Annotated in this window: 16 protein-coding genes; 3 read left to right on the plus strand and 13 right to left on the minus strand. The window is 43.7% G+C overall.

All coding sequences use genetic code 11. The features are described from left to right. Positions 1–51: 51 nt before the first annotated feature. From H1A14_RS13440 to H1A14_RS13450, 3 genes are all read right to left on the minus strand, one after another. Positions 52–477 carry an energy transducer TonB gene (locus H1A14_RS13440; RefSeq protein ID WP_194776778.1) on the minus strand — a complete coding sequence of 142 codons (426 nt, stop codon included), beginning with the start codon at positions 475–477 and terminating at the stop codon, positions 52–54. Positions 478–605: 128 nt separating this feature from the next. Next, complete coding sequence (locus H1A14_RS13445) at positions 606–1,340, minus strand: LytR/AlgR family response regulator transcription factor (protein WP_194776779.1); 735 nt, start codon at positions 1,338–1,340, stop codon at positions 606–608. Between the two features lie 229 nt (positions 1,341–1,569). Beyond that, the gene (locus H1A14_RS13450) at positions 1,570–1,785 is read right to left on the minus strand and encodes a hypothetical protein (RefSeq protein ID WP_194776780.1); all 216 of its coding nucleotides are present in this window, start codon (positions 1,783–1,785) and stop codon (positions 1,570–1,572) included. A 425-nt stretch (positions 1,786–2,210) separates the two neighbouring features. Here H1A14_RS13450 and H1A14_RS13455 point away from each other — a divergent pair, with 425 nt between their 5' ends. Continuing rightward, on the plus strand, positions 2,211–2,459 hold the full coding sequence (locus tag H1A14_RS13455) for a hypothetical protein (protein WP_194776781.1): 249 nt from the start codon (positions 2,211–2,213) through the stop codon (positions 2,457–2,459). Between the two features lie 109 nt (positions 2,460–2,568). On the opposite strand, the gene H1A14_RS13460 is transcribed toward H1A14_RS13455, so the two are convergent. Further along, positions 2,569–3,795 (minus strand): mandelate racemase/muconate lactonizing enzyme family protein, encoded by a 1,227-nt coding sequence (locus tag H1A14_RS13460; protein WP_194776782.1) that lies wholly within the window; start codon positions 3,793–3,795, stop codon positions 2,569–2,571. A 402-nt stretch (positions 3,796–4,197) separates the two neighbouring features. Between H1A14_RS13460 and H1A14_RS13465 the strand changes: the two genes are divergently transcribed. Both H1A14_RS13465 and H1A14_RS13470 read left to right on the plus strand, forming a co-directional pair. Then, positions 4,198–4,449 (plus strand): hypothetical protein, encoded by a 252-nt coding sequence (locus H1A14_RS13465; protein ID WP_194776783.1) that lies wholly within the window; start codon positions 4,198–4,200, stop codon positions 4,447–4,449. A gap of 322 nt (positions 4,450–4,771) precedes the next feature. Continuing rightward, the gene (locus H1A14_RS13470) at positions 4,772–5,791 is read left to right on the plus strand and encodes a zinc-binding alcohol dehydrogenase family protein (protein WP_194776784.1); all 1,020 of its coding nucleotides are present in this window, start codon (positions 4,772–4,774) and stop codon (positions 5,789–5,791) included. A gap of 64 nt (positions 5,792–5,855) precedes the next feature. Here H1A14_RS13470 and H1A14_RS13475 read toward each other — a convergent pair whose 3' ends face one another. From H1A14_RS13475 to H1A14_RS13515, 9 genes are all read right to left on the minus strand, one after another. Continuing rightward, positions 5,856–7,067, minus strand: a complete 1,212-nt coding sequence (locus H1A14_RS13475) for an esterase (protein ID WP_194776785.1) — start codon at positions 7,065–7,067, stop codon at positions 5,856–5,858. A gap of 12 nt (positions 7,068–7,079) precedes the next feature. Then, positions 7,080–8,168: an alpha/beta hydrolase gene (locus tag H1A14_RS13480; protein WP_228527784.1), complete on the minus strand. Its 1,089-nt coding sequence runs from the start codon at positions 8,166–8,168 to the stop codon at positions 7,080–7,082. Positions 8,169–8,766: 598 nt separating this feature from the next. Beyond that, complete coding sequence (locus tag H1A14_RS13485) at positions 8,767–9,216, minus strand: Fic family protein (protein ID WP_194776787.1); 450 nt, start codon at positions 9,214–9,216, stop codon at positions 8,767–8,769. A gap of 286 nt (positions 9,217–9,502) precedes the next feature. Continuing rightward, a complete protein-coding gene (locus tag H1A14_RS13490; RefSeq protein ID WP_194776788.1) occupies positions 9,503–9,994 on the minus strand; it encodes a hypothetical protein in 492 nt (163 codons plus the stop codon). Next, positions 9,991–10,920 carry a PKD domain-containing protein gene (locus H1A14_RS13495; protein WP_194776789.1) on the minus strand — a complete coding sequence of 310 codons (930 nt, stop codon included), beginning with the start codon at positions 10,918–10,920 and terminating at the stop codon, positions 9,991–9,993. Before H1A14_RS13495 ends, H1A14_RS13490 begins: the two co-directional genes overlap by 4 nt. A gap of 439 nt (positions 10,921–11,359) precedes the next feature. Beyond that, positions 11,360–13,075 carry a glycoside hydrolase family 43 protein gene (locus H1A14_RS13500; protein WP_194776790.1) on the minus strand — a complete coding sequence of 572 codons (1,716 nt, stop codon included), beginning with the start codon at positions 13,073–13,075 and terminating at the stop codon, positions 11,360–11,362. A gap of 182 nt (positions 13,076–13,257) precedes the next feature. Further along, entirely contained in the window at positions 13,258–15,762 is a 2,505-nt protein-coding gene (locus H1A14_RS13505; RefSeq protein ID WP_228527776.1) for a glycoside hydrolase family 95 protein, read from the minus strand. A gap of 10 nt (positions 15,763–15,772) precedes the next feature. After that, positions 15,773–17,344, minus strand: a complete 1,572-nt coding sequence (locus H1A14_RS13510; RefSeq protein ID WP_194776791.1) for a glycoside hydrolase family 43 protein — start codon at positions 17,342–17,344, stop codon at positions 15,773–15,775. Positions 17,345–17,426: 82 nt separating this feature from the next. Then, a complete protein-coding gene (locus H1A14_RS13515) occupies positions 17,427–18,566 on the minus strand; it encodes an endo-1,4-beta-xylanase (protein ID WP_194776792.1) in 1,140 nt (379 codons plus the stop codon). Positions 18,567–18,807 lie beyond the last annotated feature (241 nt).

Below are 18,807 nucleotides of genomic sequence, written 5' to 3' on the forward strand. Positions count from 1 at the left end.
GACTTAATTTCCTTAGGGTTTCCCAATCAAAAAACTGCCTTTTAAGACATTTCACCTGTTGTTTAATTCAAATCTGATAGGCAGTTGATAAGCAACTTCTCTGGGTTCTCCGTTTTGTAAGGCAGGGGACCAATTTGGCATTTCATTGACCAACCTTAAGGCTTCTTGGTCCAAAGTTGGATGCACTCCCTGAGAAACATAGGGTTTTAAAATTTTTCCTTCTTTGGAAATCCTGAAATTTACCAAAACCACACCCTCAACACCTTGTCTAAAGGCCAGGTCCGGATATTGGATTGCTTCCTGGATAAAAGTGGCTATGGCTTCCTGACCGCCACTGAAAGCAGGCAGTTCCATACTTCTTATTGAGACAGCTTCAACATTGGAAACTTTATTTTCTGCAACCAATCTTTGTTCTTGGGCCTTTACGGATAGAATTGTCAAGAAGGATAATGCGAGCACTGTAATTGTATTTTTCATGATTCATTTAGTTTATGTGGTTAAAACTTTAAATGAATCTACCTGAAATCTATATGTCACCCCTTGATCGAGGGAACAACGAGCATGAATTGTGAAAGAAGTGTGCTAAAATGTCAATTACAAAAAAATTACAGCATTCTGATTTGGTGTAGTAGCCAACTGTATTGATTCCTACTGATGGGAATTTCTTTGCCTGCGATCTGTACCGATTCAGATTGGATGCTGTCTATTTCCTCTAAATTGATCAAAAAAGATTTGTGAATCCTGACAAACCGATTGGCATCAAGCTTGCCTTCCAGCTCTTTAAGGATGGATCGGATCACATATTTTTTACTTTTGGTGTGTACTTGGGTATAATTGGCGTCCGCCTCAAAATAAATGATTTCATCCAACTTGAGTTTGACCAGCATGCCATTGGTTCGAATAAACATGCTGTCTTTCAATACAAAGTCTTCTTGGTTTTCTTCGTGTGATTTTTTCGCCTGTTCCTTGGCAAAGTTGGCCATGGACATTTCTATGCAGGCCAAAATGTCTTTTTCATTGTAGGGTTTGACCAAATATCCGTAAGGATGCACTTCTTTGGCCCGGTTGAGCGTCTGCATATCTGAATAAGAAGTCAGCATGATAAAAGGCAAATGATAATGCTCATTGATCTCAGCAGCGAGCGCTATGCCATCTTTGCCTCCTTTGATATGAATGTCCAACAAGGCCAAATCCGGGGATTTTTCTTCAATCATAGCCAAGGCCTCTCTGGCACTGACAGCAATCCCACAGACCTCGTAGCCCATTTCCTCCAAGATATCCTTGAGGTCCTCCGCAATCACCAACTCATCTTCAACGATCAGGATTTTAATTTTACTCAATGTGTTTTTCGTTAAGCATCCCTTGCAATTAATTTGAAATGAAAATCATTTGGAAATTTCGCCCAATGGCGGGCTTCAAACCTCAGAAATACCATTCTTTTCAATAAAGATACTTTTTTCCCCTGATCACACAAATGTTACTGATTACCAAATTTCCAAGAAATCGTATACGAACCATTTGGGCTGATATCCCAACCTAAAAAAATCTAATAGAAATGACTATTCCAACTCAATCCGCCATACTCTCCTGAATCTCCTCTATCCTGTGTAAGATATAAAAGATGGCAAAGGGTAACTGGGGCAGCACAAAAAGCGCATAATGAATAGGGGTCAGTACTTGGAACTCTTTCAAATTGATTCCCTTTTGGTGGGCAAACAGGAGTACCGCCATCAGGATCAATCCTGCAAGGCCATTGGCAACCAACACTTTTGTTTTCGAATTCATGGGCCGTAAAATGAGACAATCACTAAAAATCAGTCCTAAAATAAAGTCTAATATCTCAATTTTCCAAATGCATAAATCAACTTAAACTTGTTGAAAATGAAATAGTTATGCCCTTTTTTATTTAGAATTCACAATTCTGTTGCTCTTCCCTATAAAACTGATTTTGGACGTGCAAAAATTCTTTTATTGATTTTCGGAATTCTTACTTAATTGTTTGGAAGTATCCCCGCATGTAAAGGCAAAAATTTAATCACCAATTAATTTTTGCAACAGGTTTCAAATTTTTCAATGCAATTTGCAGATTTCCCCGAGAGAACCTCCTACACTTATTTTTTCAATTATGAGGCCTCTAGTATCCTAATTAACTTCAATCAGAAAATCGCTTTAATCAGGTGAAATTCTCAATACCTCAGACCACAAATCAAATGATGTATACCATGCCATTGGGTCAAAATGCCAATCTTACCTTTACTCCCAAATACATGATTTCTCTTCGGGAAGGCAGTGAACTTGGGGATAGTTTTCTTGGGCTTAACCTAGGTGCCGGAATCGGGATCATGGATAACCTGAATGCAAGGCCAGAAGTTGGGCTGATGTTTGTGCCGGGAGAGCAAGGTAGTTTCTTTAATTTTGGACTGGGAGCTTCCTGGGTTTTCGGAAAAGCAGAGAATTGATTTTTCCACCTTAAAGTCGTAAACTTTTTAGAAGCTGAACCTGGAAAGTGTTCAGCTTTTTTTATGCTTTGTGGTCATTATTGAAAACCCAAATACTTGACCTTAAGCCTTACTTAAAAATCCCCATGTCATACTCCAGGCCTAACCCCGGCCCCTCAGGTACCTTAATCTGCCCATTGAAGATATCAAAGTGTGGGAAGTACCAGTCCGGATATTGTTTCTTTCCACCCAGGAATTCCTGAAAACCTTCCAGTAGTGGTGAAACCGAGGCAAACTGGAAGAAAGGAGCCGCGAGGGGATCATCTTTAGGGCTGTGGGGAGCCATGGTCCGTCCATGGGCTTTGGCCAGTTTTTCCACATAAAAAGCCCGCAGCAACCCGCCATTGTAATACAAATCCGGTTGAAGCACATGATACACGCCTGTCTCGGCAATATCCCGCCACCTCAGGTAGGAAGTATCCTGCTCCCCTCCTGCCAGCTTCATGGTGGTTAAGGTTTCTGCCACCTTTCTGTTGGAGGCATAATCTTCCCAATAGCAAGGTTCTTCAAAAATGGCCACACCATGTTCTTCCAGGAATTTAGCCATCTTGATCCCCTCTTCCTGATCAAATGAACTGTTGGCATCTGCATAGACTGTGAGCTCCTCTCCAAGGATTTTCCGGATCAGGGGAATCAGCTGCTCGCTACGGCCCGGTGCCGCATCGGCATTTTTGCTCATTCTGCCGCCCACTTTGATCTTAATCGCCTTCGCGCCGGTTTCTGACAGCTGCTTTTGCAAATTGGCCACTTCTTCTTCAGGACTAGTTTCCCGGGTCAGGCTGGACACATACATGGGGATTTCGTGGCGGATCCTTTTACCGAAAAATGTAGAAGCCGGAAGTCCGGCTGTTTTTCCCAAAAGATCCATGATGGCAATTTCGATATGCCCCAAAGGATTGAAAAGGGGAATCCCGGAATATTTGTAAACCACGCGGGCATGGGCGATTTCGTCCAAAATGGTTTCAATATCCCGGGCATCTCTTCCCATAAAAAAGGGCTGCAACAAGTCCTGAAGTACGGGTAAGAAATAGGCCATCCTGAAATTCAGGACCGTTATTCCCTGAACACCCTCTTTGGAACGGATCAGGATAAACTGCTGGCCTACTGCCTCTTTGATTTCTATTTGATCGATGATGACAGGGGATTTCAGCCATTGGTGCAGGTCCAATATCGGCGCCGGATAATGGGGGCTATCCTGGACATCAGGCCTTCCCTGTGTTGCCTGCATGCTTTGAGGAATCAAGGAAGACGCCAAAGTGATGCCAGCTACATGGTGGATAAATTTTCTTCTTTTCATTCTTTATGGAGGAGTTAAGCATTTCTAAAATAGAACATTATTGTCTCTTTAAAGATTAAAAGGGGAAATATTTCAAGTGATGAATAAAAAGGGTAATGATTACCTGCGTAATGCGGACGAGGGTAAAAAATGGATAAATTTACCTGCGTTGCAATTTTAAGAGTGATCATTAACCACGTCCCAAGGCTAATTTGATAGTAAACCTTATTACCATTCGACTTCTTAAATACTACATCAAAAATTCGATAGCATTTGAGGTATTGTTAAAGAAATGAGAAATACTATACATTGGTTGTATTTAGTGGTAAAAAAATCCGAATATTTTGTCACTGATTGGGAAAGTGTAAAAACCAGTAAAAGGAATATAAAAATGTATAAAATGTTAAAAAACAGACTGAGGACATGAGGAAAGGAGCTAGAATTTTCGGTGTATGTTGGATGATTTTCTTTGGGGTGTCAGCCTTAATAGGATTTTCTAAAAATACCTTCGATTTAAATCAACCAAATGGTTGGGGTTACCTGGCAGGATTTCTATTGATTCAGACTTTATTTATCTCGATAGGATATCTTATTTATAGGTGGGGTAATCAAAGTTCAGGAAAAAAAAAATCCAAGAAGCTAAACACCAACCCTAATATGAAACATCATAAATAAGACCCTGGAATAGAAAAAACAACGCCATATGTCCAATCTACGGAAACAACCTTTGGATTGCTTAATGTTCTACACTAAAAAAAAGGAACTTCGTATCTGAAGTAATCAAAAATTGTAAAAAATACACTTATTAATTTTTTTAACCTTTGTATATTTACTAAGGCTCATCAGGGAGATGTTAATGGTAGTATGATAATCATTAAGATAATTTTGAATCCATAGACATCTGACGGAATATTGAAGATTTAATTTATACTTTCTCAGGTCGAAGATCTAATGCAAACAAACCTAAAAATCGAACCCCCCAATAACCATCATGCACATGAAAGCAATCATCTTGAGTCAACCCGGACAGTTTGAACACCGACAACTTGACCTGAATCCCTCGCTGAATTCAGGTGAAGTCTTGCTTAAAGTACATCGGATAGGCATATGTGGAACGGATATGCATGCTTTTCGGGGAAAGCAGCCTTTCTTCTCTTACCCAAGAATATTGGGCCATGAACTTGGGGTGGAAGTAATTGAAATCGGAAACGAAGTAAAAAATGTCAGCGTAGGTGACAGATGTTCGGTAGAACCCTATTTCAATTTCGGAAGGGATCAGGCGGTAAAAAGCGGCAAAACCAACTGTGGTGAAAACATCTCTGTTTTTGGCGTTCATGAGGATGGGGGTATGAGAGAATACATTCGCATGCAGGCCAGGTACCTGCATCCTTCCCCCAAACTTTCTTACGAACAGCTCGCTTTGATAGAGCCCCTAAGCATCGGTTGCCACGCGGTAAACCGATCCCAAATGTCCAAAGAAGACAAAGTCCTGGTCATCGGAGCAGGACCCATTGGATTGTCCACCATTCAATTTTCCAAAATCAAAGAGGCGAAAGTGGCCGTGATGGATATCAATGAGGAGCGCTTGGAGTTTTGTAGGGAAAACTTTGATTTGGCAGGTGCCATACAGGCCAAATCTGATCCCTTGATAGAACATATTCGAAATGCCTTTGAGGGGGATTTGCCGACCATTGTGATGGATGCTACCGGAAATCCGCATTCTATGAAAAATACCTTTGACTATGTGGCATTCGGTGGAAAAATCGTATTTATAGGTTTGTTTCAAGGAGATTTTACCTTTTTTGATCCATTGTTTCATAGAAAAGAAATCACCTTGATGGCAAGCAGAAATTCGCTGGGCAAGGATTTTAAACAGATCATCGGGCTCATGGAACAAGGATTGATCGACACCGGGCTTTGGATCACCCACAGGATTGCTTTTCAGGATTTGCCGGAACAATTTGAAAGCTTATTGCTGCCGGAAACCAAGGTGATCAAAGCGATGGTGGAATTATAAAAAAAATGGACAGTCCTTTCAGTCCCTGTGAATATTTTAAATATTGAATGGGTTAGATAGACTTTTAAGGTAAATTGCTTCTCCAAAGATTCGGAAGAAATTTCTCGTACAATAAATGTCTCCAAGTCGACCAATCGTGCCCACCATGGCCTCCCTGATAATATTCATATCTGATTTGGTGATTATCGAGTGCATCCGTCAGTGCTTTTACCCTACCCCCAAAAAAACCTTTTGCTTCCTCAGTTCCCTGTCCCACAAACAGGTAATCAACTTTTTTATTGACCTCGGGATCATTGAGAAATGCAGCAAGTGTTGTTTCTGCATCTCCATCTCCAGCACTGAGAATGCCGAAATTGGCAAATAAATCCAAGGACCGGAAGCCAATAAACATGCTGTGCCTGCCACCCATGGACAGCCCGGAGATGGCCCTTCCTTTTGGGGACTCAACGGTATTGTAGTTTTCATCCACCAAAGGTATCACATGGCCCCTGAGCTCCTTTTCAAACAAATCAAAAGTCAACTCGGTATGTTGGGGATGGTTCCGGTGAATGATCTGATTGTTGGGGATCGCTATAAGCATGGGTTCGGCTTTACCCTCGGAAAGGAGATTGTCCATGATGAAATTTACCCGCCCGTCAAACACCCAATTGGATGGCAATTCTCCACTTCCTCCCAAGAGATACAGGACGGGATAAGCTTTGTTTGGGTCATATCCTGGGGGCGTGTACACATACATTTCACGCTCACCCTGAGTCACCTCCGAATGATAGACATGTCGGGTTACATTGCCATGGGGTACATTTTTGGCATCGTAGTAAGCAGGACCGTCCCCATTCACCACCAACTGACTGTAAGGAGGCATGGCGGTAAAGGCTGCATAGGTATTGCTGGGATCGGTGATCTGCATGCCATCTACATTGAAATGATAGGCATACATATCCGGATTCAAGGGACCTACCGTCACAGCCCAAACCCCATCTTCTCCTTTCTCAAAAGGTACAGGCTCATTCCCCCTTCCCAATCCGGTAAGCAAGGCCACACCCGTCAAATGGACTTCATTTGCTTTTGGGGCTTTTAACCGGAAGGTTACAGTCCTGTCATCGTGTACCTCCGGTGAATTGAGTGGAGCACTGAAAGGTTTCAGTCCTTCCGTGTCTTTTTGTGGATTGTAATCCAAATTGACATTGGCCTGCTGGGCTTCTCCATGGGGACACAGGAAGATCATGAGCGATGAAAACAGCAGAATGGAAAGCAATTTGCCTGAAAAAGGGTTCATGGTTCTTCTTGGTTATTTTTGAAAGAGTAAGGGCGCCAACTGGTACAGACTCCTTCGCCAAGTCAGAAACTCGTGGGCTGTTTTATCCGACACGTAAGAAACAGCTGGGTAACCCGCCTCCTTAAGTTCCTCCACCGCTGTATTAACCCGATCAGGATTCTCCTTGCTGCCTGCACTGATAAAGACCAATCTGAGGTTGGGATGGTTTTTCAAATCCTCGGGAGCATAAATCCCACCACTGAAAAGTGCATAATGCGAAAATACCTCAGGATGATTCAATGTAATCATTTTCGTTTCCATTCCGCCCATCGATAGCCCGGCCATGGCCCTGTGTGGTTGATCAGCAATTGTTCGGAAATTGGCATCTACATAGGGAATCAATTCATTCACTAATACAGTCTGGAAAGGCTTGATGTCGAAATCCCGTAAGCCTCCAAATTTGATTTCATTGGTCATGCCATAGGTCATCACGATGATGAATGGCTGTATCTTTCCTTCTGCGATGAGGTTATCCATGATGAGGTTTGCGCGTCCCTGATTGGTCCATGCGGTCTCATCCTCCCCCCATCCGTGCTGTAGATACAATACCGGGTAACGCTTGTTCACGTCATTGCCATATCCAGGAGGTGTATACACAAAGGCCCTGCGGGATGTCTCCGTACTTTTGGAAGGAAAAAGAACTTGTTGGACATGGCCATGTGGGACATCTTTTAGCGCATAGAAATCCTGATCGTGTGCCGGGATTTCAATCCCGCTCTCCCAACGGGTGGATCCGTAGAAATTGAGTGCCCCTGGATCATTGAATTTGCCGCCATCCACCGTAAGGTTGTAGTAATGGAACCCTTCATCCAATGGACCTTCTGTGGTCCCCATCCAAGTACTGTCTGCCTGCTGTGTCAGCGTGGTTCCTCCTCTTCCGCCAAGGCCTAGGCTCGCTTTGATGCTTTTGGCCTCAGGAGCTATGACGCGAAACCGGGCATATCCTTGAGAGTTCACCATAGGATACTCCTGCCCGGCTTGATTGAGACTTGAGGGTTTAAAATCTTCCACGACTTCTTTGTCTTGGGCAAATGTTCCTGTGCCAAATAGGCACAGGAACATGCCAAAAAAGGCTGCTTTCTTCATACTGGTTTGTAGGTTTATAGGTTTATTTTTTTAATTCTTATCAAAGCAAGATGGATGAAGACCATTGTCAGCATACGACAAAATCAATATCCTTCAAATCAAACCACCATTCCCGAAAAAACCATCAAGCTTGACAGCAAAACCCCACACCACATTCACAATCTCAAAACTTCAGTAATGGTGATAAAAATATGGGTCTAATATCAAGTGTAATTTAAACACTTTTTTATATAAAACCATACAATTTGTTTAATTTTTGAATTTTAAAATAAAAAAGGATAGCATTTCATACCAAAACCAATAGCATCCTGTGACCTAGGTTTCCTAACCTACGAAATTGACCCCTTGCCATACATGCGCTTGCTTCTTTTCAATTCATTAAGTTGCCAGGTAATATCCAAGTCCCGATAAAGCTTTGATGCAAATCAAGGTTATCATTCCAACTTTAAATCGATACATGGCGACAAAAGAAACAATTACCCAAACAATACTAGGGATAAAGTAACCTGTCAATTTTCGGGGGGGTTCTTGTAATCCATTTCCTTTTTTCCAACGTGGTTCCTATTCTATACGGCTATTCTATTTTAAAGTCGACTAATTCGTAATTGGCGTTTCGACCTCCTGCTTCTGTTCTTTGTAAGATGCCTTTTTCTACCAAGTCTTTTATATCCCTTAAGGCGGTGTCTGAGGAAGTTTTTGTGATTTTTGCCCATTTTGAAGTTTGCATTTTTCCTTTAAAGCCGTCAAAAAGTTTGTTGAGTATTAATCGTAGGCGTTCGCTGATGGACGTATTTTCATATAGTTTCCAAAACTTGCCTTTGTTCAATATTTTTTCTGTGGTGTTTTCGATGGCAAGCATCGCATTTTTCAACCAAAGTATAAACCAGTCTAGCCATTCTGTGATGTCGCCTGAACTGTGTTGTACTTTTTGCAATACTTCATAATAGCGTTTCCGTTCGGTTAGTATTTGGCTTGACATACTGTAAAAGCGCTCTCCTCTCCCCTCGGCACGGGCAAGCAACATATCCGTGATAGCTCTTCCAATCCTTCCGTTTCAATCGTCAAAGGGTGAATGATGATAAACCAAAAGTGCGCTATCGCGCTTTCAAAACAGGGTCAAGATTGCTGTCATTGTTAAACCAATCCATAAATTTGTCCATTTCAATTTTTAAAACGTCCAAAGTCAATACGTTTATCGTAGCTTCTTCCTTTTTAAGGATTTTGGTGGTGCAACCCGCTACTCATCTTAACTCATTGCCATTCACCGATAGCACGAAAATTGGACAATTATAAACTGTTTTTTATTGCTTCTATCTTGTTGGCGGGAGAGCCGTCGGCTTTCCGTTTAAGGTATTGAAGAAATCAACTTTCATCGCTTGTGCATCGATTTCCCGAATAATGTTAACGTTCGTTGGCGAGTCGAACTTCTGCCACCGGTATTCCTGATCCGGACCGAGCACCACCGAAGGCTCGACCAATGTAAGCCATGTCTTCCCAAGGTGGTTGCCAATGACCATTGATATCGTCGTCAGGTCATAGAGCGATTTCGTGGTGTCAGTGGAGTAAATATTCGAAATTGCTACAAGATATTTGCCCAATCGATTGTCGGGATAAAGACCTAACTCAGTGCGTTTGTCGATGGCGAGGCTGGCTCCGGTGGGATTTTCAAGCATGATCCAGAACTCGAGCCCACTCTGACCTATTAGATAAACTGACCAAGGGTCGTTCTCTCCGTTAAAGCTCCAGTCGTTGACCGCTTCCGGGCCACCGCCCAGCCAGACGATTTTGATTCGGATTTTCAAGTCCAATCCTTCTTCACGTGCAAGAAGAATCGCGTTGGCGATGTTGGTGCATGGTCCGACAGGGAGTACCATACGGGATTGTCGGGAGATGCGCCACGAGCTGCTGCCAGAATTGCTTCGCTGGCTTCGTTTTTGACCGGCTTCGTCTCCTGCCATTTGCCACTGGCGGGAACCTGCAATGGCAGTTTTGCACCGTGGAACACCGGAGGCATTAGATTTTCGGGACGATGCTTCAAAAGTCCGCTAGCGCGACTGAGCTGGATGATGTAGTGAATCTCACCAAAGTTAATCTGCTCCTGTGCATGCCCACCGTGATCGGGGCGGAGACCGTGATGGATGCTGTTGATGCCCAGCAAGTCCAAGTTGCTAAAAAGCCCGTAGCCGATGTAATGCTGGTCATCGATTTCGTTGCGGGCATCGGTGTCGAGAATAACCTGCGGCAGGTGCAGTGTTTCCGGCGCATGGACCCTCACGATGGCGGAAGATACCTCCTTGAATGTGTCTCCCACCTTTGATCCCATGACGACGCGGTAAATCCCCGGTTGCTGGTATGTGTGGTTGACAGAAGGGCCTTCAGCTTTCGCCCCGTCCCCCAGCTCCCAGTATGGATCACCCAGATTGCCGCTGAGCATGAATGTCACGGGCTTCCCTGCCAATACCGGCCCATCGAGAGGAACAATCGTTGCTGCAGACAACTTGTCGTGTTCAGATGATTTTGCAGATTTGGCTTGTGAGTTGGCGCAGCCTGGTAATAGGCCAATGATGAGGCCGAAAGCCAGAAAAACTGCGGCCGTCCGGCGAACCAATTGACTTGGGTATTGCACAGGATTTCTCCCCAAATCACTGGCCCCAATAGTCAACTCGCCGAGATGAGAGGCAAGTATCCCCCCGATCATAACATCAACAAATTTCTCTTCATTATTCATTATTTTTTTTATATCTGTTTAAATTTAGATGTTACCATAAATTCGTGGATTTCAATTTGTTTGAAATGCATGTACGCAATGATACCAGTAAAATAGTATGTAATATAATACTCGCCAGGAAACTGAAATGTCCGGCGGGGGACTTCCAACTCGTTTGAAGTAGAATATTGGGTTACTGGCAAAGAAGCGGTTAACCCTATTGTTTAATACAGATATAAATATAAAATAGATTTTTTAAACTCCGCCTTACTCAAGACCTTATTGGGCTGAATATTAAGAGTGAAATTCCTGCCTATGAAATGCTTCCAATCAAATCCAGCTTTCTATTGATTCTTCCTTTGTCGCAATAATAAGGAGAAGCCTTTTCGTCAAAATCCAATGTCAATGATCATTGAACGGCCCTTCGCTCATCCTACATCCGTCATCGGTCAATCCCATATCATTCCGGTTTCGCATCATTGGCTGATGTGACATACAGCCCGATCAAACTCCCGGTAAATCCACCTGCCACATTGGTAGAAAGGATATCACCTGATACGGTACCCCCCAAATTCACAAAATCTGCCCCTCCTACGGCATAGCTAAAAGCATAATCATCACCTTGGGCCTCCACCTTCAGGTGAATGGGGCCCTTGGCATCGATTTTTTGGCTCGCCAAGATTTTGGAAGCTCCTTTTTCGGTTCTTTCAAGCACCAGATGTTTGTCATTGCCCTTCTTAGTGACGCCGAATACATAATTGAATCTCTCACTTTGAAGACAGGTGATTCCAGCCAAATCCTCTTCGGATTGGGGTGTGAATTCCAAGGTGGTCGTGAAATTGAAATTTTTGTGCATCTGTCTGTAAAATAGGGTAGACGTGGGCTTCACCTCTTTGATGTTGACCTCAAAGGGACTTATTTCCAAACCTTTTTCAGTGATGGCCATAAAGTCTTCCCGTGGGCCTCTCAGTCCTATCCAGCGGTAATCCAATTTATCGGATTTGAAGTCTTCTGTATAGGTAAAATTGCCATTGGGGAAGAATCCATCTTGTCCGGCTTTGTTAATTACCCCTTTTGGCATTTTGATCTTGGGCTCCATGGGAATCAATCCATTTTCAAATACAGGGAAATTCCCTGACCAATCTACTGGCAAAATAAAGGTCTCTCTTCCCGAATTTACCCTGTCCTTATCATTGGGACGAATGCCCAAGAATACACCATAGTATTTGTCATCGGGTCCCATCACCAAGTCAGCATGACCTGCCCAATCCACTTTGTTTTTCCGGTCTTTTGCAAAATACCGCTGTGTAAGAATGGGGTTACTAGGAGCTGGAATGTATGGACCTTTAGGTGCATCACTGACAAAAACAACTTCGCTGTGCCAATCACCGGTACCACCTTCTGCACACATCAGGTAATATTTTCCGTTCTTTTTGTAAATATGGGGGGCTTCTATCCAAATCGGTTTTTGAGAAAGATCCACCCCTCCATCCACGATGATCTTGTCTGTGCCTTTGATCACTTGATCCGCTTCCATATCGTATTCCCAGATTTTGATCACCCTGTGTCCGTTGTACAATTCTTTTCCTCTATCAGGAGCATCATTGTGAACCACATAGGCCTTACCGTCCTCATCGAAAAACAATGCCGGATCAATCCCCCCAAATTCCAGTTTATAAGGATCGCTCCATCCCTCTTTAGGGTCTTTGGTTTTTACCACCATGTTTCCAATCCCTCCAGCAAACTGTGTGACGATCATGTAAAAGGTGTCATTGTTTTCATTATAAATGATATCCGGGGCATAGATCCCGGCACTGATGCCCGTATCATGCACTTTCAACTGGGACTTTCGGTCCAAAACATGGCCTATCTGGGTCCAATTGACCAGATCATTGGAATGGAAAATAGGCACCCCCGGAAACATGGCAAAGGAGGAATGAACCATATAATAATCCTCCCCTTTTCTGGTAATGGATGGATCAGGATAACAGCCCTGAAGAATGGGACTGTAAAATTCATCCTCTTCTAATGGATGGTCTTTGTAAACCTGATCATCCCCTTGATAAATCGCTTGGGAGAATATCGGTGGGTTTTTTGCCTTATTCTGGCTGAATGCACCGGTGACGGAAAACACTGCGATCATTACAGCTAACAGGCATTTTTGAGGGTTCTTCATGGTTGATGTTTTTAAGTTGATTGTTATTTTTAATGGATAATCCGTGATCAAGTAGCCTCTTTTTGGCTGGATCAAAACGGAAATCCCTCCGATCCTTACTGATTTATGGTTGATTCTTTGCTTTCGTTTTCATGGTAGAAAGGGACAGTTTTTCACGCCAAAGAGGAAAATTATTGACGCCTTTATTTAGAAGCCTCAATGAGATAAGTACCTCCCTTTTCTGTGGATAATTCGTATTCATACACCTTTTTGATTTCTGGAAGCGCTGATTTTTCATCCGTATTGACCAATGCTTTTTTAACGGTAGGGGTTTCGAAAAATGAATTGGTAGGTTTACCATCTGACGCTTTGAGACCTTTGCCTTGTAATGGGTAATAGGACCTGAGTACACACACCCCACCTTGTGTTGATTTCAATTCAATCCGCTTTGGCTGATTGGATTCCCATTCCACTGAAACCTGAAACCCTCCTCTTGCCCTTAATCCAGTGACGCTGCCCGTACTCCAGGAATCGGGCAAAGCCGGCAATACATGGATAGCCCCGTCGTGACTTTGCAGGAGCATCTCTGCAATCCCTGCCGTACAGCCAAAATTTCCATCAATTTGAAAAGGGGGGTGGGAATCAAACAAGTTGGGATAAGTTCCTCCCTTTTGTCTTCCATTGGGCAGTATCGCAGGACTCAACTGGTCTTTGATCAGCTTCAAGGCATGGTTGCCATCCAACAGTCTGGCCCAAAGGTTGACTTTCCATCCCATGGACCAGCCTGTAGATGCGTCTCCCCTTGCCACCAAAGAAGTCTTGGCCGCTTCAAACAATTCCGGGGTGCTATAAGGTGAAATCTGATTGGAAGGATACAACCCATACAAATGAGAGACATGCCGATGGCTGTCCTCAGGATCGTCCCAATCCTGCATCCATTCCTGGAGTTGGCCCCACTTGCCTATCTGCATAGGGGGCAATTTGTCCGTTTTTTCCTGAAGGACCCTTACAAATTCCGGATCGGCACCTAGTATTTGAGTTACTTTTGCTGTTCTGGTAAACAAGTCAAAAACCAACTGATTGTCCATCGTGGTCCCTGCAGCGATGGAGGCATCGGGATGAATCGATGGCGCATTCTCGGGGGAGTTGGAAGGCACCACCACCAGCCATCCATTTTCCGGTTCTTCTACCATAAAGTCCAACAGGAAATTACAGGCCTCTTTGAGTACCGGGTACACTGACCTTAGGTATTCTTTGTCTCCGGAAAATTCATATTTGTCAATCAGATGCTGGGACATCCATGCGCCTCCCATGGGCCACATGCCCCAGAAAGCCCCATCAATCACCCCATTGACCCGCCAAATGTCCGTATTGTGGTGCACTACCCATCCCTCTGCGCCATACATGTCCTTGGCAGTTTGCCGCCCTGTTTCTGAGAGTTCCTTGACCATTTGAATAAACGGCTCATTCAATTCTGACAGATTGGTCAACTCGGAGGGCCAATAGTTCATTTCAGCGTTGATATTCAAGGTGTACTTGCTGTCCCAAGCTGGCTTCAACTGATCATTCCAGATGCCTTGGAGGTTGGCTGCCTGACCTCCAGGTCTGGATGAAGAAATCAATAAAAAACGGCCAAACTGAAAATAGAGCGAGGCAAGAGCAGGGTCATTTCCTTCAGCAAATTTCTCGATTCGCTCATCAGTGGGCAAATCCGCAGCTTCTGTACGGCCAAGGTCCATGCTGACTCTATCAAATAGTTTCCTGTAATCAGCCACATGATCTGCAAAAATCCTGTCAGGACTTTTTTCAAGGGCATTTTTCAGGAAACCTTCGGCCTTATGTAACCCATCCCCGCTGATGTCCTGATAATTGATGAAATTGGTACCTATAGAAACATAAATCAACACTTCATCGGCATCCCTTACCTGAATTTCGGTACCATCGGCCGTGATGACCCCTCCTTTATGGATGACTTTAGAAAGTGCATGGAATTTTACTTCTCCTTCTATTCCTTCAAAATCACTTGTTTTGCCTGAGAGCACGAGTAAATCATCCCCTTCGGTCCTTACGGTGGCATTTTCAGGCCGATCCATGGTCGCCGAAAAACTGATTGCACTAGGCTGGTCGGCGGTAATCTTGACCACAATAACCTGGTCCGGAAAAGAAGCAAAGACCATATTTTTATAAACAACGTCCCCTACCCTGTAGGAAGTGCTGACCGATGCATTACTGATGTTCAGCTCGCGGTAGTAATCCGTATAATCCCCATGGTTCTCAAAATTAATCTTAAGGTTGCCTGCAGGCTGATAAGGCATGCCGTGAGATTTTTTGCTGACCATATGGCTGTTGGCTAGATCCTGGGCCTCTTTGTATTTTCCCTCAAAAATCAATCTTCGGACTTCAGACAATGCCTCTTTGGCGAGGGGATTGTCATTGCGATTGGGCTGACCAGCCCAAATGGTGCTTTCATTGAGTTGGATTGTTTCCTGAACAGGGTCTCCATAAACCATCGCTCCCAACCTTCCATTACCCACAGGAAGCGCTTCCACCCATTTATTGGCCGGTTGTGTGTACCATAGCTTCAGGTCATCCTCATGTAGAGGTTCATTGATCTTGGCCTCTCCACAACTGATAAATATGAAACCCAATAATGGGATCAGATAACTTAATTTGGTCTTGGTCATTAGGTTTACATGGCGGTTTTTCATAGACGGAAATTCATTTGTGTAAGGATATCTCGTCCGAAATGTCAAAGAACTCAAAATCGACAAATCCCCCCGGTTTTTTGGTGGCATAATTGAACAAGCCGAATCGGTAACCCATAAAATGGGGCAGGGTGTATTTCATTTTCAGTTCAGCACCTATAGGCTTCCATTCTTTTCCGTCCAAACTAAAATAGAAATAAGCTAAATCTTTCCGGTCCCTGAAATCACATTCAGCTTTCAGAAAAACTGTCTTTTGGCCAAGTGGAATTTCTTCCAAAATCTCTTCCTTTCCCTCAGGGGCCAATAGCTGAATGATCGTTTTTTTGCCTCCCTCAGTTCTTACGGCTACGAAGCCATAGTCTCTCTGCAAAAGGGACAGGCCTGCCACATCTCCATCCTGCATCCCACTGACATCTATTTTGGTTGTCCCGGAAGAAACAGGTCCAATGGTTCGCTGCGTGAGCGTGTTTCTGGCCTGTAAAACATCAGGGTCTACCCGGCTGTTGGTCAGCCGAAGGTGCCCAATTCTAGCGCTCAAAGACCAATGTTCCGGGTCAGGATTATGGTTCCATTGCCATACAAGGGGAAGTGATTCATCCCCTGCCTTCCTGTTAAAATCATCAGAAGCCACTATTCCAGGTATCAGACTGCCATTTTTGGGCAAATCCAACTCATCAGGGACTTTCCCTTCCACACCCAACACCGGCCAGCCTTCTTCCCATCTGACGGGCACTAAGTAAGGGATCCTTCCAACTCCCCCGTAGTCACGAAATAAATAGGCAAACCAATCTCCATTAGGGGTGTCAATCAAGCCACCTTGTGCAACACCCTTGTCCTGAAGCATTACTTTTCCTTCATAAGGCCCATGGAAGTGATCTGACCGATGCACAATCACCGTTCTCATCCCACCCCTGGGCCAAGCGATATTGAAAAGGTAATATTTGCCATCCACCTTGAACAGTTGTGAACCCTCTGCTTTTAGCATGATGTTGTTTCCGGCAGGCTCGGTAGCATTTTCTATCAGGACTGTTTCAGTTCCGGGCTTTACTCCCGAAAGGTCAGGCTCCAATTCGACCATAGTGAGCCTCCCCGCTCCCCAGACCAAATAGATTTTATCCCCTTCAAAAACCAACGTATGGTCATGCATGGAAGGTGGAAATGAGATGGACTTCCAGGGGCCATTTTCTATGTCCTTGGTGGTGTAAATGTGGGTCTTGCCGGTGGTCGAAGCGAAGGTGGATACATAGTAAGTACCTTCATGATACCGAAGACAGCTTGCCCATGAACCTCTTCCATAGCTATTTTCACCATTCGATAGGTTTAGCGGATGTATGTCTTCCAGGATATCATAGGTATAGTTGACAATCTCCCAATTGACCAAATCCTTGGATTTCATGATGGGAACCCCAGGCGCCATGTGCATGGTGGTACTGCTCATGTAGTAGGTCTCCCCTATCCGGATCATGGACATGTCCGGTACATCGGCATGTATGATGGGGTTCCTGGCCTTTTCATTTTGACCATAAGTGAATCCTACCACCATGGTATAGAAAAAGATAAGAGCAATCAATCCTGGGTTTTTCATTGTCGTGATTAAAATAAAGACCGGGTAAACAAATGATCCATAAGGGCGATTTTCCCAGTTTGGGAAAAGTTTTTACACCGTTTTACTTCTTGGCCAAGTCAATCAATTTAGGGACCACGGATTTGGGTTGGAAATTCCTGTCAAACAACAAGGGGTAATCTGTTCTGCCTCTTACCGGCCAATTGTTTTTCCAGGAATGTTGGTCTGCGATCCCCCAAAGTGTCACCCTGGAGATTTTTTCATGGTGCTTCAGAAAAAGCTTGAAAAACTCCAAATAACGATCATCAAACTGTTTTTGGACATCCTCAGGCAATCCTTCGGTGTAGGGGTTGATGCTTTGTTCATACTCAAAAGTGTTCGCCAAATCAGCACCTACATCTCTTCTTGGAGATGGAAGTACGGACATATCCAACTCTGTGACCATCACCGTTACACCAAGGTTGGAATAAGCCAGGATGCTTTTCTCAAATTCTTCGATGGCAGGATGCTCCAAACCAATATGTCCCTGCATACCGATGCCATCGATTTTGACGCCCTGCTCCTGCAGGTTTTGCACCATTTTGACTACACCATTTCTTTTTGCTGGAATGGCCATGGAATAATCATTGTAGTACAACTCCGCATCCGGATCAGCTTCATGGGCAAACTGAAACGCCAGCTTCATAAAGTCTTCTCCCAAGATCTGGTGAAATTTACTTTCTCTCCAAGATCCATCATCCAATATCGCTTCATTGACCACATCCCAGCCCTTGACCTGACCTTTGTATCTTCCCACTACGGTCTTGATATGGGTTTCCATGCGTTTGGTCAGTTCCTCTTTGGATACATCATTTCCTTCATCATCTGTAAAAAACCATCTCGGGGCTTGGGAATGCCAGATGAGGGTATGGCCAACGACATGTAAACCATGGTTCCTTCCAAGTGCTACAAAATTGTCTGAATCTGTAAAATTAAATTCACCTTTTCTGGGCTGCATGGGACCACTTTTCATCACATTTTCTGCAACTATAGAATTGAAGTGGTTCTTCAACACCTCTAAGGAAGCTTCATCACTACCATTGATTTGATTGCCATTTAAGGCTGCCCCTATAAGGAATTTTCCCTCAAAAGCATCCTTAAGGCCCACCTCTTTGTTTTGGGGTTTGATGCCACATCCTATTCCGACAATTAAAGCAAAGACAACGGTTAGGACTTTAAAATTTCTATTTCGATTGTTTTTCATCACATGCAATGGGTTATATAGGTTTTGGTTAATTTAATTGTGTCAAATGTACTTTCTTTCGATCCTTGTTTAATAAAAGCCTTTGTATCCATTGGAAATCCAATTCTTCAAGCCAAACAGATATTTACCTTAATAAACAAACTCAATTTCTAATTACCTATCGGTTTTATACTGTATCCCTTATGCTAGTAGGATTGGTTGTATGTTTATACCAAAATTAATAAGGTGTGAAATGGGAGTG

The organism is Pararhodonellum marinum, assembly GCF_015354735.1.
GTDB classification, from domain to species: Bacteria; Bacteroidota; Bacteroidia; order Cytophagales; family Cyclobacteriaceae; genus Pararhodonellum; species Pararhodonellum marinum.